This is a genomic window from Comamonas serinivorans, from assembly GCF_002158865.1.
Lineage (GTDB): Bacteria > Pseudomonadota > Gammaproteobacteria > Burkholderiales > Burkholderiaceae_C > Comamonas_E > Comamonas_E serinivorans.
This window is the reverse complement of sequence record NZ_CP021455.1, coordinates 1929386-1942792: the sequence shown is the minus strand read 5'-3', so window position 1 is coordinate 1942792 and position 13407 is coordinate 1929386. Positions and strand designations below refer to the sequence as shown.

Below are 13407 nucleotides of genomic sequence, written 5' to 3'. Positions count from 1 at the left end.
GGTCCCCGCCCGTGTGCGAGGTACTTGGGTTCGCACCAACAGCCTGCGCGCCAGCGCCCATGGCCCAAACCGCCGAGGCCCGGCCAGGCGACGGCGGCGGCGCCACGACCACGCGACTGCGCCCCGTGGCAGGTGCCGGGGCGTTCAGTCGTTGCATGAAAAATTCAGGGGTATGCATGGTTTACCGATCATCTTTCATCGGCAACACGGGCATACCCGCCGCATTCAGCGGCAAATGCGGGTTGTGGGCCACCTCCCACAGGTGGCCATCGAGGTCGGCGAAGTAACCCGAGTAGCCGCCCCAGAACACGCGGTGCGCGGGCTTGACCAAGTGCGCACCCGCGGCCACGGCTTCGGCCAGCACGGCGTCCACCTCGGCCTCGCTGCGCGCGTTGTGCGCCAGCGAAACGCCGGCAAATCCGGTCGGCGCCTGCACACCCGGCGCGTCGGCGGCGATCTGCGCATCTTCGGCCAGGGCCTGGCGGCCGAACAGCGCGAGCACCACGCCGCCAGCCTGAAAAAAGCTGATCTGCGCGTTGCTGCTCGCACCGCGCACGAAGCCCAGGCGCTCGTAGAACGCCGTCGCACGGGCCACATCGGCCACGCCCAGGGTGATCAGGGTCAGGCGCGGTTCCATGGCGTGTCCTGCGTGCACAGCGGCCGACCGAATCGCACCCTGAAAACCGGAGCACCGGCCCCTGAATCAGCGACCGGAACCAGGCGAGCGCCACCCTGTTCACGCGCACGCGCCGCCTCGCCCGCCAACACGGGGCGGGCGGCTTCATCCAGCCGGCCAGAAGCCACCGCCCACTCCGGGACGGGACCGCTGAAACGACGGCAAGCAGGCGCGTGTCGGGGCAGCATGCCGATGCCTTACAGCGGGATGTTCCCGTGCTTGCGCCAGGGGTTCTCGACCTTCTTGTCCTTGAGCATGGTCAGCGAGCGGCAGATGCGCTTGCGGGTTTCATGCGGCAGGATGACGTCGTCGATGAAGCCCCGCGCGCCGGCGACGAAGGGGTTGGCAAAGCGGTCCTTGTATTCGGCCTCGCGCGCGGCCAGCTTGACGGGGTCGTTCTTGTCCTCGCGGAAGATGATCTCCACCGCGCCCTTGGCGCCCATCACCGCGATCTCGGCGTTGGGCCAGGCCAGGTTCACGTCCCCGCGCAGGTGCTTGGACGCCATCACGTCGTACGCGCCGCCGTAGGCCTTGCGCGTGATCACCGTGATCTTGGGCACCGTGCACTCGGCGTAGGCGTACAGCAGCTTGGCGCCGTGCTTGATGATGCCGCCGTACTCCTGGCTGGTGCCGGGCATGAAGCCGGGCACGTCGACGAAGGTGACCACGGGGATGTTGAAGGCATCGCAAAAGCGCACGAAGCGCGCGGCCTTGATCGACGACTTGATGTCCAGGCAGCCGGCCAGCACCAGCGGCTGGTTGGCGACGATGCCCACCGTCTGGCCGTCCATGCGCGCGAAGCCGATAATGATGTTCTTGGCGTACTCGGGCTGCAGCTCGAAGAAGTCGCCGTCGTCCACCGTCTTGGCGATCAGCTCCTTCATGTCGTAGGGCTTGTTGGGGTTGTCCGGCACCAGGGTGTCGAGCGAGAGTTCCTTGCGGTCGATCGGGTCGCCGCTTTGGCGCACGGGCGGCTTCTCGCGGTTGGACAGCGGCAGGTAGTTGAACAGGCGGCGCATCATCAGCAGCGCCTCCACGTCGTTCTCGAAGGCCATGTCGGCCACGCCGCTCTTGGTCGTGTGCGTGATGGCACCGCCCAGCTCTTCGGCCGTCACGGTTTCGTGCGTCACGGTCTTCACCACCTCGGGGCCGGTCACGAACATGTACGAGCTGTCCTTGACCATGAAGATGAAGTCGGTCATGGCCGGCGAATACACGGCGCCGCCGGCGCTGGGGCCCATGATCAGGCTGATCTGCGGGATCACGCCGCTGGCCATCACGTTGCGCTGGAACACCTCGGCATAACCACCGAGCGAGGCCACGCCTTCCTGGATGCGGGCGCCGCCCGAGTCGTTCAGGCCGATGACGGGGGCCCCGACCTTCATGGCCTGGTCCATCACCTTGCAGATTTTTTCGGCGTGGGCTTCCGACAGCGCGCCGCCGAACACCGTGAAGTCCTGGCTGAAGATGAAGACCAGGCGGCCGTTGATGGTGCCGTAGCCCGTCACCACGCCATCGCCGGGGATCTTGTTCTCGGCCATGCCGAAGTCGTGGCAGCGGTGCTCCACGAACATGTCCCATTCCTCGAAGCTGCCTTCGTCCAGCAGGGCTTCGATGCGCTCACGCGCCGTCAGCTTGCCCTTGGCGTGCTGGGCGTCGATGCGCTTTTGGCCACCGCCCAGACGGGCTGCGGCGCGCTTCTTCTCAAGTTCTTGCAGGATGTGTTTCATGGTGAAGGGGTCCAGTCAAACGCGAAATTCAGAACAATGAACAATGGGGTATCCCGGTCTTTCCGTTCACTATCAAACGCAAACACATGGATACTCAACTCAAATCAATTTACCGATGAGGCCAACGCGCCGCTGGCGCCAGCCGCCTCGGTCACCGTGGCGGCGTGGGCCTGCAGCAGCTGACGCGCCGCCACCGAGGGCGCGCACTGCCCGTCGAGCACCGCCTGCTGCAACGCCGGCAGGGCCGCCTGCACCGCGGGGTTGGCCCGGAAGGCCTGCTTGAGCCCGGCCTCGATGCGCTCCCACATCCAGCGGGTGGCCTGTTGCTGGCGGCGGGCGGCAAAGCGGCCGTTGGCCTGGTTCAGGCGCTCAAACTCCTGCACGGCGGCCCAGAAGCCGTCGAGCCCCTGGCCCAGCAAGCCGCTGATCTGCATGACTTGGGGCTGCCACACCGTGTCCTGGTGCATGTGGTCGGGGTTGCCGTGCATGCCCAGCAGGCGCATGGCCGACTGGATCTGCACGCGGGCGCGCGTCGCGGCGTCGGGGTCGATGTCGGCCTTGTTGATGACCACCAGGTCGGCGATCTCCATCACGCCCTTCTTGATGGCCTGCAGGTCGTCGCCCGCGTTGGGCAACTGCAGCAGCACGAACATGTCGGTCATGCCGTGCACGGCGATTTCGCTCTGGCCCACGCCCACGGTCTCGACGATGACCACGTCGTAACCCGCGGCCTCGCAGACCAGCATGGCCTCGCGCGTCTTCTCGGCCACGCCGCCCAGGTTGCCGCTGCTCGGGCTGGGGCGGATGTAGGCGCTTTCAAGCACCGACAGGCGCTCCATGCGCGTCTTGTCGCCCAGGATGGAACCGCCCGACACGGTGGACGAGGGATCGATGGCCAGCACGGCCACGCGCAGGCCTTGCTCGATCAGGTACACGCCCAGCGCTTCGATGAAGGTGGACTTGCCCACGCCGGGCACGCCGCTGATGCCCAGCCGCAGGCATCGGCCGGTGTGCGGCAGCAGCGCGTTGAGCAGCGCATCGGCCTGCTCGCGGTGGTCGGCGCGCGTCGATTCCAGCAGCGTGATGGCCTTGGCCATGGCCCGGCGCTGTTGCGCGGGCGATGCCGGGGCGGTCAGGTGCTGGATGCGGTCCGTGGTGTCCATGGCCTCAATCAAAGCGGGATCTCATGCTCGATCATAGAAGTATGGGCTGCTTTCCGTTCAGGTTTCAACGGCAGCAGACCCATACCCCTGCAACACAATGTACAACAGGCCACGACAGGACGGGCCTGGAGAAGCGGCCATGCCAAGGCGCAGCCGCCGATGCCCGCGGCGGCCGCGGGCATCGCCGGTCAGGCCTTGACGCCCAGCGACTTCTCGATCTGCGTCAGCACGTGCTTGGCCGACTCGGGGATCGCGGTGCCGGGGCCATAGATGCCCTTGACGCCGGCCGCATACAGGAAGTCGTAGTCCTGGCGCGGCACCACGCCGCCGACGAAGACGACGATGTCATCGGCGCCCTGCTTTTTCAGCTCGGCAATGATGGCGGGCACCAGGGTCTTGTGACCGGCGGCCAGCGTGGAGACGCCCACGGCGTGCACGTCGTTTTCGATGGCCTGGCGGGCGCACTCTTCGGGCGTCTGGAACAGGCTGCCGATGTCCACGTCAAAGCCCAGGTCAGCGAACGCCGTGGCGACGACCTTGGCACCACGGTCGTGGCCGTCCTGGCCCAGCTTGGCGATCATCACGCGGGGGCGACGGCCTTCGCGCTCGGCAAAGGCGCCGATGTCCTGCTTGATCTGCTCCCAGCCTTCGGCCGAGTCGTAAGCGGCTGCATACACACCGGTCACCTTTTGCGTGTCAGCGCGGTGGCGGCCGAAGGACTTCTCCATCGCGTCGGAGACTTCACCCACGGTGGCGCGGGCACGGATGGCCTGGATGGACAGGTCCAGCAGGTTGCCCTGGCCACTGGCGGCCGAGGCCGACAGCGCGGCCAGCGCCTGGTCCACCGCCGCCTGGTCGCGCGTGGCCTTGATCTGGTTCAGGCGGGCGATCTGGCCTTCGCGCACCTTGACGTTGTCGATCTCGAGGATGTCGACCGGGTCTTCCTTGGCCAGCTTGTACTTGTTGACGCCGACGATCACGTCCTTGCCGGAGTCGATCATGGCCTGCTTCTCGGCCGCGGCGGCTTCGATCTTGAGCTTGGCCCAGCCGCTGTCCACGGCCTTGGTCATGCCGCCCATGGCTTCGACTTCCTCGATGATGGCCCAGGCCTTGTCGGCCATGTCCTGGGTCAGCTTCTCCATCATGTACGAGCCGGCCCAGGGGTCGATCACGTTGGTGATGTGCGTCTCTTCCTGGATGATGAGCTGGGTGTTGCGGGCGATGCGGGCCGAGAAATCGGTCGGCAGCGCAATGGCTTCGTCGAAGGCGTTGGTGTGCAGCGACTGCGTGCCCCCGAACACGGCGGCCATGGCTTCGATGGTGGTGCGCACCACGTTGTTGTAGGGGTCCTGCTCGGTCAGCGACCAGCCCGAGGTCTGGCAGTGCGTGCGCAGCATCAGGCTCTTGGGGCTCTTGGCGTCGAAGCCCTTCATGATGCGGCACCACAGCAGGCGGGCGGCGCGCATCTTGGCGACTTCGAGGTAGAAGTTCATGCCAATGGCCCAGAAGAAGGACAGGCGACCGGCGAAGGCGTCCACGTCCATGCCCTTGTTGATGGCGGTCTTCACGTACTCCTTGCCGTCGGCCAGCGTGAAGGCCAGCTCAAGCGCCTGGTTGGCGCCGGCTTCCTGCATGTGGTAGCCCGAGATCGAGATCGAGTTGAACTTGGGCATGTTCTGCGCCGTGTACTCGATGATGTCGCCGATGATCTTCATCGACGGCTCGGGCGGGTAGATGTAGGTGTTGCGCACCATGAACTCTTTCAGAATGTCGTTCTGAATCGTTCCGGCCAGCTTGTCCTGCGAGACGCCCTGCTCTTCGGCGGCCACCACGTAGCCGGCCAGAATCGGCAGCACGGCGCCGTTCATGGTCATGGAGACCGACACCTTGTCCAGCGGGATGCCATCGAACAGGATCTTCATGTCCTCGACCGAGTCGATGGCCACGCCGGCCTTGCCCACGTCGCCTTCGACGCGCGGGTGATCCGAGTCGTAGCCGCGGTGCGTGGCCAGGTCGAACGCCACCGACACGCCCTGACCGCCTGCCGCCAGCGCACGGCGGTAGAAGGCATTCGATTCCTCCGCCGTGGAAAACCCGGCGTACTGGCGAATCGTCCAGGGACGGCCGGCGTACATGGTGGCTTGCGGGCCGCGGATGAAGGGCTCCAGGCCCGGCAACGTGTTGGTGTAGGCCAGGTTGGCCGTGTCTTCGGCCGTGTACAGCGGCTTGACGGTGATGCCGTCGGGCGTGACCCAATTCAGGTTCTCCAGCTTGCCCTCGGGCGCGGCTTTGCTGGCGGCTTTTTCCCAATCGGCCAGGGTTGCGGGTTTGAATTCGGGGGCGTTGCTCATCGGGTCAGGTCCGTGAATTGGCGAGGAAGCGCCGGTCCGGTCGATCGGAGATCGTCTGCATGTCATGCCCGCCCGGACCCGGTGGTGGCGTTCACCACCCGGATCCGCGGGCTGTGCTGGGCACAACGGCATGCAGAAGACCCCAGAGCAACGGCCCGACGGGGGCTGAACACCCATGCGCGCACAAGTTTGTCCTACCGCTTCAGGTTCAGCGGGTGCTGAGTGTACACTGCGCCGCACGTCTGTAATTATGAATTTTGAATGGCATCGCATGCGCTCACCGGCCGGTTCTTGCACGCATTTGGCGGCGTTTTGCGCGTCAATCCAAGGGTTTGCCCGTGAATCGGCCGCCGTCCGCCCGCCTGCAGCCCTGGCCGGTGGCGCGCCCCCTGTCGCCTGTGAGACGCTTCGACCCAACCCGCTCCGCCACCCACCCGTGATGACGCCCCCATGTCCTTGAACCGCCGGCCCTTGTACGAAGAGGTCGCCGATCAGCTGCGCGACCGCATCTTTCGCAGCGAGCTGTCGCCCGGCGACTGGCTGGACGAGCTCAAGCTCGCCAGCGAGATGGACATCTCGCGCACGCCCATGCGCGAGGCCATCAAGGTGCTGGCCGCCGAGGGCCTGGTGCAGATGAAGCCACGCCGGGGCGCCTACGTGTCCGAGTCGTCGCCCAAGGACCTGCACGACATCTACCACCTGCTGGGGCTGCTCGAAAGCGACGCATCGGCCGAGCTGGCACGCCTGGTCGCCTCGGACACCGAGGCCGGCCGCCACGCCATGGCCGAGCTGGAGGCGCTGCACGAGCAACTGCGCGCCGCGGCCGCCCGCATCCCGGCCTCGAGCACCGAGTTCTTCCGCATCAACGAGGCCTTTCACCTGCGCCTGCTGCAGCTGGCCGACAACCGCTGGCGCACGCAGATGGTGCAGGACCTGCGCAAGCTCATGAAGCTGCACCGCCACCACTCGCTGCTCAAGCGCGGCCGCATCTCGCAGTCGTTTGACGAGCACGAGCAGATCATGGCCGCCCTGCGCGCCGGCCAGCCCGCGGACGCACGCGCCGTCATGCAGGCGCATTTCGCCTCAGGGCTGGAGGCCGCCGCCTCGCCCCCTGCTGTCACCAGCTGACCCACGGCGCGGCCAGCGCCAACTGTTGGCCGCTGGGCCGCACAGGACGCGCGGGCGTCATGGCCTGTCCGTCATGGCCTGTCATCGCGGCCCGCTGATGGCGTGCGTCACGCCCCCACGCGATGGCCTGATCAGCCGGCTCGTGCTGCCCTTCCCGCCTCGCGGTCTGCCCGCACCTTGACTGGCTGCACTGAGAGGCCCGCCGCCGCGCCCGGCAAGCCGGCCCGCCACCCTCCACGGCTGCTGGCTCATGCCCCCGCACCGCGCCCATGGGCCACCGGCCCGCACGCCCCCAGGTCAAGCGCGAGCGCCAGGCAGCGAGCACGCCGCCTCGCCATGGCGAAACGGCCGGCGCTGTCGCCGGCCGTACACCCCAGCACGTTTTGCGGGTGACCCTCATTGGGCAGTACACCGCCATCCTCGATCACTGCTGATCGCAAACCGATGTGTACTGCGGTTAAAGATCGAACCACGAACCCCATCAATGGGTATTCCCGAATGTCCGCCGACAGGGCAAGTTCGAATAATCCCGAAAAGGAAACGATACCGATCCCTTATTGATCCTGCCGTCTGTCCTGCGCTTGCGTGACGATCTCGCACGCAAGCGGTCCGCCACCCGCAACCCCCATCCACCATGAAGATTCAGGCCGCCCTCACCCCCGAAGCCCACGCCCCATTTCAGCTGCAGGAGGTGGAGCTGGACACGCCGCGCGCCGGCGAGATCCTGGTGCGCATCGTGGGCGTGGGCCTGTGCCACACCGATCTGGCGGCGACGCAGGGCATCATGCCGCTGACCTTCCCGGCCGTGCTGGGGCACGAGGGCGCAGGCGTGGTCGAGCAGATCGGCGAAGACGTGCGCAAGGTGCAGGTGGGCGACCGCGTCACCATCAGCTTTGCGTCCTGCGGCCACTGCGCCCATTGCGCGCACGGCGATCCGGCCTATTGCCACACCATGGGCGCGCTGAACTACGCTGGCGTGCGCCCCGACGGCAGCAAGTCGCTGCGGCAGGGCGACACCCAGGTCTCGGGCAATTTCTTTGGGCAATCGTCGTTTGCCAGCCATGCGCTGACCCGCGAACGCAACGTGGTCAAGGTGCCGGACGACGTGCCGCTGGAGATCGCCGGCACGCTGGGCTGCGGCATCCAAACGGGGGCCGGCGCCGTCATGCGCTCGTTCGCCTGCCCCGCCGGCTCGTCGCTGCTGGTCACCGGCGGCGGTGCGGTGGGCCTGTCGGCCGTGATGGCGGCCGTGGTGCAGGGCTGCCGCACCATCCTCGTGGTTGAGCCGAACGCGGCGCGGCGCGAGATGGCGCTGTCGCTGGGCGCGACGCACGTCATCGACCCCGCGGCGCACACCGACCTGGCCGCCGCCGTGCGCGCCATCGAGGCCGACGGCGTGGACTTCATGCTCGACACCAGCGGCCAGCCCGCCGTCATCGCCATCGCGCCGCAGGTGCTGATCCCCAAGGGCACCTTCGGCTTCGTCGGCATCCCGCCGCTGCATGCCGTGGGCATGAGCCTGCCGGGCACGCTGATCGAGGCCATGGGCAAGGGCTTCACCTACCGCGGCATCATCGAAGGCGACAGCGACCCCGACGTGTTCATCCCCCAGCTGATCGACCTGTTCCGCCAAGGGCGCTTTCCGTTTGACCGCCTGATCACCACCTACCCCCTGGCCGACATCAACCGCGCCGTGGCCGAGCAGCACCAAGGCCTGTGCATCAAGCCGGTGCTGCTGCCCTGACGCCGCCGCACCTCACGCACCATCTCACATTCACCGTCTCACACCCAGCAGTACACACTGGCTGCCTATTTTTGATCAACGGATTGGTGGCCATACCCCTGAAAGCACGCTGACAGCCCCTGGAGACCCACCATGAACACCGCCCTTGCCCAAGCCCCCGTGGACCTGCCCGAGCACATCGCCGCGGCCATCGTCGACCACAAGCACTACGCCAACGTCGATGGGCTGTGCGAGACCTATGCGTGGATGCGCGCCAACAACCCGCTGGGGCGGCTGAACCACCCCGCGTTTCACCCGTTCTGGGTGGTGACCAAGCACGCCGACGTCATGGCCATCTCGCGCGACAACGCGCTGTTCACCAATGGCGCGTACTCGCCCACCTGCGCCCCGCAGGCCTACCTGGACCATGTGCTGGCCACGCAGGGCACGCGCCACCCCATCAAATCGCTGATCCACGTGGACGGCGCCGAGCACAAGGAGCTGCGCGGCCTGACGCAGGCCTGGTTCATGCCGAACAGCATCCTCAAGCTCGACGAGCGCATCAAGCAGCTGGCCCAGACCAGCGTGGACAAGCTGAGCAGCCTGAGCGCCCAGGGCCAGGTGGTGGACTTCGTCAACGACGTGGCGCTGTACTACCCGCTGCACGTCATCATGGACATCCTGGGCGTGCCGCCTGAAGACGAGCTGCGCATGCTCAAGCTCACGCAAGAGCTGTTCGGCGCCGAAGACCCGGACCTCAAGCGCCAGAGCGCCGCCGTGAGCCCCGAAGAGCGCGCCAAGGTCATGATGGAAGTCGTGGGCGACTTCCGCAATTACTTCAACGCGCTGACCGAAGCGCGCCGCCAGGATCCCCGCAACGACATCGCCACCCTGCTGGCGAATGGCACCGTCGCCGGCCAGCCGCTGGATCCCCTGCAGCTGCTGGGCTACTACATGATCGTGGCAACGGCCGGCCACGACACCACCTCGTCCACCGCCACCATGGCCATGCATGCCCTGGCCACGCAGCCCGGCCTGCTGCAGCGCCTCAAGGACGACCCCAAGCTGATCCCCGCCTTCATCGACGAAGCCATCCGCGTCGCCACGCCGGTGCGCCACTTCATGCGCACCGCCATGGCCGACACGGAGATCCGCGGCCGCACCATCCGCGAAGGCGACTGGCTGATGCTGTGCTACCTCTCGGCCAACCGCGACGAGGACGTGTTCGCCAACCCCAACGTGTTCGACATCGACCGCAAGCCCAACCGCCACCTGGCGTTTGGTTTTGGCGGCCACGTCTGCCTGGGCCAGCACCTGGCCAAGATGGAACTGCGCATCCTGTTCGAGGCGCTGATCCCGCGCCTGCAAAGCGTGAGCCTGGCCGGCGAGATGCGCATGACGGCCACGCTGTTCGTGGGCGGGCCCAAGACGCTGCCCCTGCACTGCGTGGTGAGCTGAGCGAGGCCTGGAGTTCTGCCGTGCATGCACCTTTGACTGCCGAACCCACCTTCACCGTCCGGGTGGCCGGGCGACGGCCCCTGGCCGACGACACCGTGGCCCTGGAGCTACGGGCCCTGGACGGCGCCCCGCTGCCGCGCTTCGAGGCCGGTGCGCACATCGACGTGCATGCCGGCCCGGGCCTGGTGCGGCAGTACTCGCTGTGCAACCCGCCCAGCGAATCCGACCGCTACGTCATCGGCGTGCTGCGCGACCCGGCATCGCGCGGCGGCTCGGCCGCCCTGCACGACGGCTGTCCCGTCGGTGCGCAGCTGACCATCAGCGCCCCGCGCAACCACTTTCCGCTGCAGGTGCAGCGGCGCAGCGTGTTGCTGGCGGGCGGCATCGGCGTCACCCCGCTGCTGTGCATGGCCCATGCGCTGCAGGCGGCGGGCACGCCGTTTGAACTGCACCACTGCGCCCGCAGCCCGGCCAAGGCCGCGTTCGCGGACGAGCTGGCGGCTTTTGGCGCGCAGGCTCACCGGCACCTCCACGAGGACATCGCGCAGCAGCAGGCGGTGCTCACCCCCATCCTGCAGAGGCAGGCCGTCGGCGACGACGAGGTCTACGTCTGCGGCCCCACGGCGTTCATCGACTGGGTGTGCGCGCAAGCCGAAGCCCTCGGCATCGCCCCAGCGCGCGTGCACGTCGAGTACTTCAAGCCCCTGGCCGTGGACACCACCGGCGACGGCGCATTCGAGGTGAAACTCGCAAGCAGCGGCCAGGTGCTGCACATCCCGGCCGACCGCTCGGTGGCCGACGTGCTCGTCGAAGCCGGTGTCGACCTCTACACCTCGTGCTCGGAAGGCACCTGCGGCACCTGCGTCACGCGCGTGCTCGCGGGCACGCCGCTGCACCGCGACGTCTTCCTGACCGATGCCGAACACGACAGCGGCGAGCTGTTCACGCCGTGCTGCTCGCGCGCCTGCTCGCCCCTGCTGGTGCTCGACCTGTGAGCGCCACCGTCTCCGTCGTCCGTGCGCCCGTTCGGCTGTGCCCCACAGCCGCCGGTGAACACGATCCCTTGTGTGTCTTTGTCTGAGGAGCCTCCATGTCTTCCACTGCCCCCTTCCAGATGCTGATCGACGGTCAGCTTGTCAGCGGCACGGCGTCCCTGCCCGTCACCAACCCCGCCACGGCCCAGGTGTTCGCCCACGCCCCGGACTGCACGCGCGAGCAGCTCGATCAGGCCGTGAGCGCGGCGCGGCGCGCCTTCCCCGCCTGGCGCGACCTGGGCGAAGACCAGCGGCGAGAGCGGCTGGCCCAGATGGCCCCGCGCATCGAGCAGGCGATTGGCACGCTGGCGCCCCTGCTCACGCAGGAACAAGGCAAGCCCCTGGCCTCGGCCCAGGGCGAGATCGGCGCGCTGGTGCATTTCATGCGCGAACAAAGCCAGCTCAAGATGCCCGCGCCTGTGGTCAACGAGGACTCGCCCCAGCGCCTGAGCGTGACCCACCGCGTGCCGCTGGGCGTGGTGGGCGCGCTGGCGCCGTGGAACTTCCCCGTGCTGCTCGCCTGGTGGAAGGTGATTCCGCCGCTGCTGGCCGGCAACACCATGGTGCTCAAGCCCTCGCCCCTGACCCCGCTGACCGCACTGCGCGTGGCCGAGCTGGTGGCCGACCTGCTGCCGCCGGGCGTGCTCAACGTCATCAGCGGGGGCGACGAGCTGGGCCCCTGGCTGACCGCACACGACGGCATCGACAAGGTGAGCTTCACGGGCTCGACGCAAACCGGCCGCCGCGTCATGGAAAGCGCCTCGCGCACGCTGAAGCGCCTGACGCTGGAGCTGGGTGGCAACGACGCGGGCATCGTGCTGCCCGATGCCGACGTGCCCTCGCTCATCCCGCAGCTGTTCTGGTCGGCCTTCACCAACAGCGGCCAGGTCTGCATCGACACCAAGCGCCTGTACGTGCACAGCAGCCGGTTTGAAGAGGTGGTGCAGGGCCTGGCCGACTACGCCCGCAACATCCCGGTCGGCCCCGGCGACGACCCCAAAACCCTGCTCGGCCCCATCCAGAACGAGCGCCAGTTCCGCCGCGTGCAAGGGCTGGTGAACCAGGCGCGTGAGCAGGGCCTGGACATCCGCTTTGAAGGCCAGGTGCCCGAGGGCCCCGGCTACTTCGTGCCCGTGACGCTGATCGCCAACCCACCCGAAGACAGCGCCGTCGTGGCCGAAGAGGCCTTTGGTCCGGTGCTGCCGATCCTCAGCTACGACTCGATCGACGAGGTGGTCGAGCGCGCCAACGCCAGCCCTTATGGCCTGGGCGGCACGGTGTGGGGCAAGGACGAGGCGCTGGCCACCAGCGTGGCCAACCGCATCCAGAGCGGCACCGTGTGGGTCAACGAGACCATGCACCTGTCGCCGCACGCCGCGTTCTCGGGCCACCGCCAATCGGGCCTGGGCGTGGAGCACGGCGTGGAAGGCCTGCTGGGCAACACCTCGGCCCACACCGTGGTGCTCAAGCGCCAGGCTTGAGGCTGGGATCGGTCCCAGGCGGAACGCGCCGCCGCACGCGAGCGCCACTGGCGGTGCGCGCTGACTGGCGAGGCAGTATCAGCCCATTGCCGTTCTACAAAAAACGGGAATTTCCTGATACTCCATCATCCTGTCATCTCGTTGCAGGCGTCAGCCGAACAGGCGCGCAAACCAGCCGCGTGGCGCCTGCGACTTCGACTGGCTCAGCTCGCTGATCACCTCTTGCTTGATGCGTGCCCGCATGTCGGCCTCGATGGACTGCGTCTTGCGCACATGGGCCTTCACCGCGTCGAGGTAGCCCACGTCATCGGCCCGGATGTGGTTGATGAGCCAGCGCCCCAGCATGCCGTGCAACTCGTCGGCGATGTCTTCGCCGGCCTCGAAGCGGGTGCGGAATTCGGTCACGCGCTTGGTGAACAGCTCGTGCACGCGCTTGTGCGGACCGCTGTAGAGGTAGCCCGCGTCGACCATCAGCGCCTCTTCGAACGCGAAGTGCGACAGCGTGTAGTCGATGGTTTCCTCGATCACGGCACCGATGGCGGCGCGGTCGCTGCCCATGCGGGCGCTGTTCAGGCGATTGATGTAGTCGACAATGCGGCGGTGCTGCACATCAATCTCGTGGATGCCGGTGTCCAGATCGGGCGTCCAATCGATGTAGGCCAT

Annotated in this window: 10 protein-coding genes; 5 read left to right on the top strand and 5 right to left on the bottom strand. The window is 67.4% G+C overall.

From position 1 onward, the window contains the following. Positions 1-181 precede the first annotated feature (181 nt). The 4 genes from CCO03_RS08215 to scpA form a co-directional block, all read right to left on the bottom strand. Complete coding sequence (locus CCO03_RS08215; RefSeq protein ID WP_087279673.1) at positions 182-637, bottom strand: VOC family protein; 456 nt, start codon at positions 635-637, stop codon at positions 182-184. Positions 638-873: 236 nt separating this feature from the next. Then, entirely contained in the window at positions 874-2406 is a 1533-nt protein-coding gene (locus CCO03_RS08210) for an acyl-CoA carboxylase subunit beta (protein ID WP_087279670.1), read from the bottom strand. Positions 2407-2510: 104 nt separating this feature from the next. Beyond that, positions 2511-3569: a methylmalonyl Co-A mutase-associated GTPase MeaB gene (meaB, locus tag CCO03_RS08205; protein ID WP_087279667.1), complete on the bottom strand. Its 1059-nt coding sequence runs from the start codon at positions 3567-3569 to the stop codon at positions 2511-2513. Between the two features lie 188 nt (positions 3570-3757). Then, positions 3758-5920: a methylmalonyl-CoA mutase gene (gene scpA, locus CCO03_RS08200; protein WP_087279665.1), complete on the bottom strand. Its 2163-nt coding sequence runs from the start codon at positions 5918-5920 to the stop codon at positions 3758-3760. A gap of 450 nt (positions 5921-6370) precedes the next feature. Here scpA and CCO03_RS08195 point away from each other — a divergent pair, with 450 nt between their 5' ends. From CCO03_RS08195 to CCO03_RS08175, 5 genes are all read left to right on the top strand, one after another. Further along, positions 6371-7048, top strand: coding sequence for a GntR family transcriptional regulator (locus CCO03_RS08195; protein ID WP_087279662.1), 678 nt, complete (start codon positions 6371-6373; stop codon positions 7046-7048). Positions 7049-7682: 634 nt separating this feature from the next. Further along, on the top strand, positions 7683-8792 hold the full coding sequence (locus CCO03_RS08190; RefSeq protein ID WP_087279660.1) for an NAD(P)-dependent alcohol dehydrogenase: 1110 nt from the start codon (positions 7683-7685) through the stop codon (positions 8790-8792). A gap of 132 nt (positions 8793-8924) precedes the next feature. Next, positions 8925-10229 carry a cytochrome P450 gene (locus CCO03_RS08185; RefSeq protein ID WP_087279657.1) on the top strand — a complete coding sequence of 435 codons (1305 nt, stop codon included), beginning with the start codon at positions 8925-8927 and terminating at the stop codon, positions 10227-10229. Positions 10230-10249: 20 nt separating this feature from the next. Then, a complete protein-coding gene (locus tag CCO03_RS08180) occupies positions 10250-11224 on the top strand; it encodes a PDR/VanB family oxidoreductase (RefSeq protein WP_236904086.1) in 975 nt (324 codons plus the stop codon). A 95-nt stretch (positions 11225-11319) separates the two neighbouring features. Further along, the gene (locus tag CCO03_RS08175; protein ID WP_087279650.1) at positions 11320-12744 is read left to right on the top strand and encodes an aldehyde dehydrogenase family protein; all 1425 of its coding nucleotides are present in this window, start codon (positions 11320-11322) and stop codon (positions 12742-12744) included. Between the two features lie 150 nt (positions 12745-12894). Here the strand turns inward: CCO03_RS08175 and CCO03_RS08170 are convergent, their stop codons facing one another. After that, positions 12895-13407, bottom strand: coding sequence for a bacteriohemerythrin (locus CCO03_RS08170; protein ID WP_087279647.1), 513 nt, complete (start codon positions 13405-13407; stop codon positions 12895-12897).

Excerpts from the sequence above, each read along its gene's own strand:
- CCO03_RS08215 (WP_087279673.1), bottom strand. The coding sequence starts at position 637 with ATGGAACCGCGCCTGACCCTGATCACCCTGGGCGTGGCCGATGTGGCC.
- CCO03_RS08210 (WP_087279670.1), bottom strand. The coding sequence starts at position 2,406 with ATGAAACACATCCTGCAAGAACTTGAGAAGAAGCGCGCCGCAGCCCGT.
- meaB (WP_087279667.1), bottom strand. The coding sequence starts at position 3,569 with ATGGACACCACGGACCGCATCCAGCACCTGACCGCCCCGGCATCGCCC.
- scpA (WP_087279665.1), bottom strand. The coding sequence starts at position 5,920 with ATGAGCAACGCCCCCGAATTCAAACCCGCAACCCTGGCCGATTGGGAA.
- CCO03_RS08195 (WP_087279662.1), top strand. The coding sequence starts at position 6,371 with ATGTCCTTGAACCGCCGGCCCTTGTACGAAGAGGTCGCCGATCAGCTG.
- CCO03_RS08190 (WP_087279660.1), top strand. The coding sequence starts at position 7,683 with ATGAAGATTCAGGCCGCCCTCACCCCCGAAGCCCACGCCCCATTTCAG.
- CCO03_RS08185 (WP_087279657.1), top strand. The coding sequence starts at position 8,925 with ATGAACACCGCCCTTGCCCAAGCCCCCGTGGACCTGCCCGAGCACATC.
- CCO03_RS08175 (WP_087279650.1), top strand. The coding sequence starts at position 11,320 with ATGTCTTCCACTGCCCCCTTCCAGATGCTGATCGACGGTCAGCTTGTC.
- CCO03_RS08170 (WP_087279647.1), bottom strand. The coding sequence starts at position 13,407 with ATGGCCTACATCGATTGGACGCCCGATCTGGACACCGGCATCCACGAG.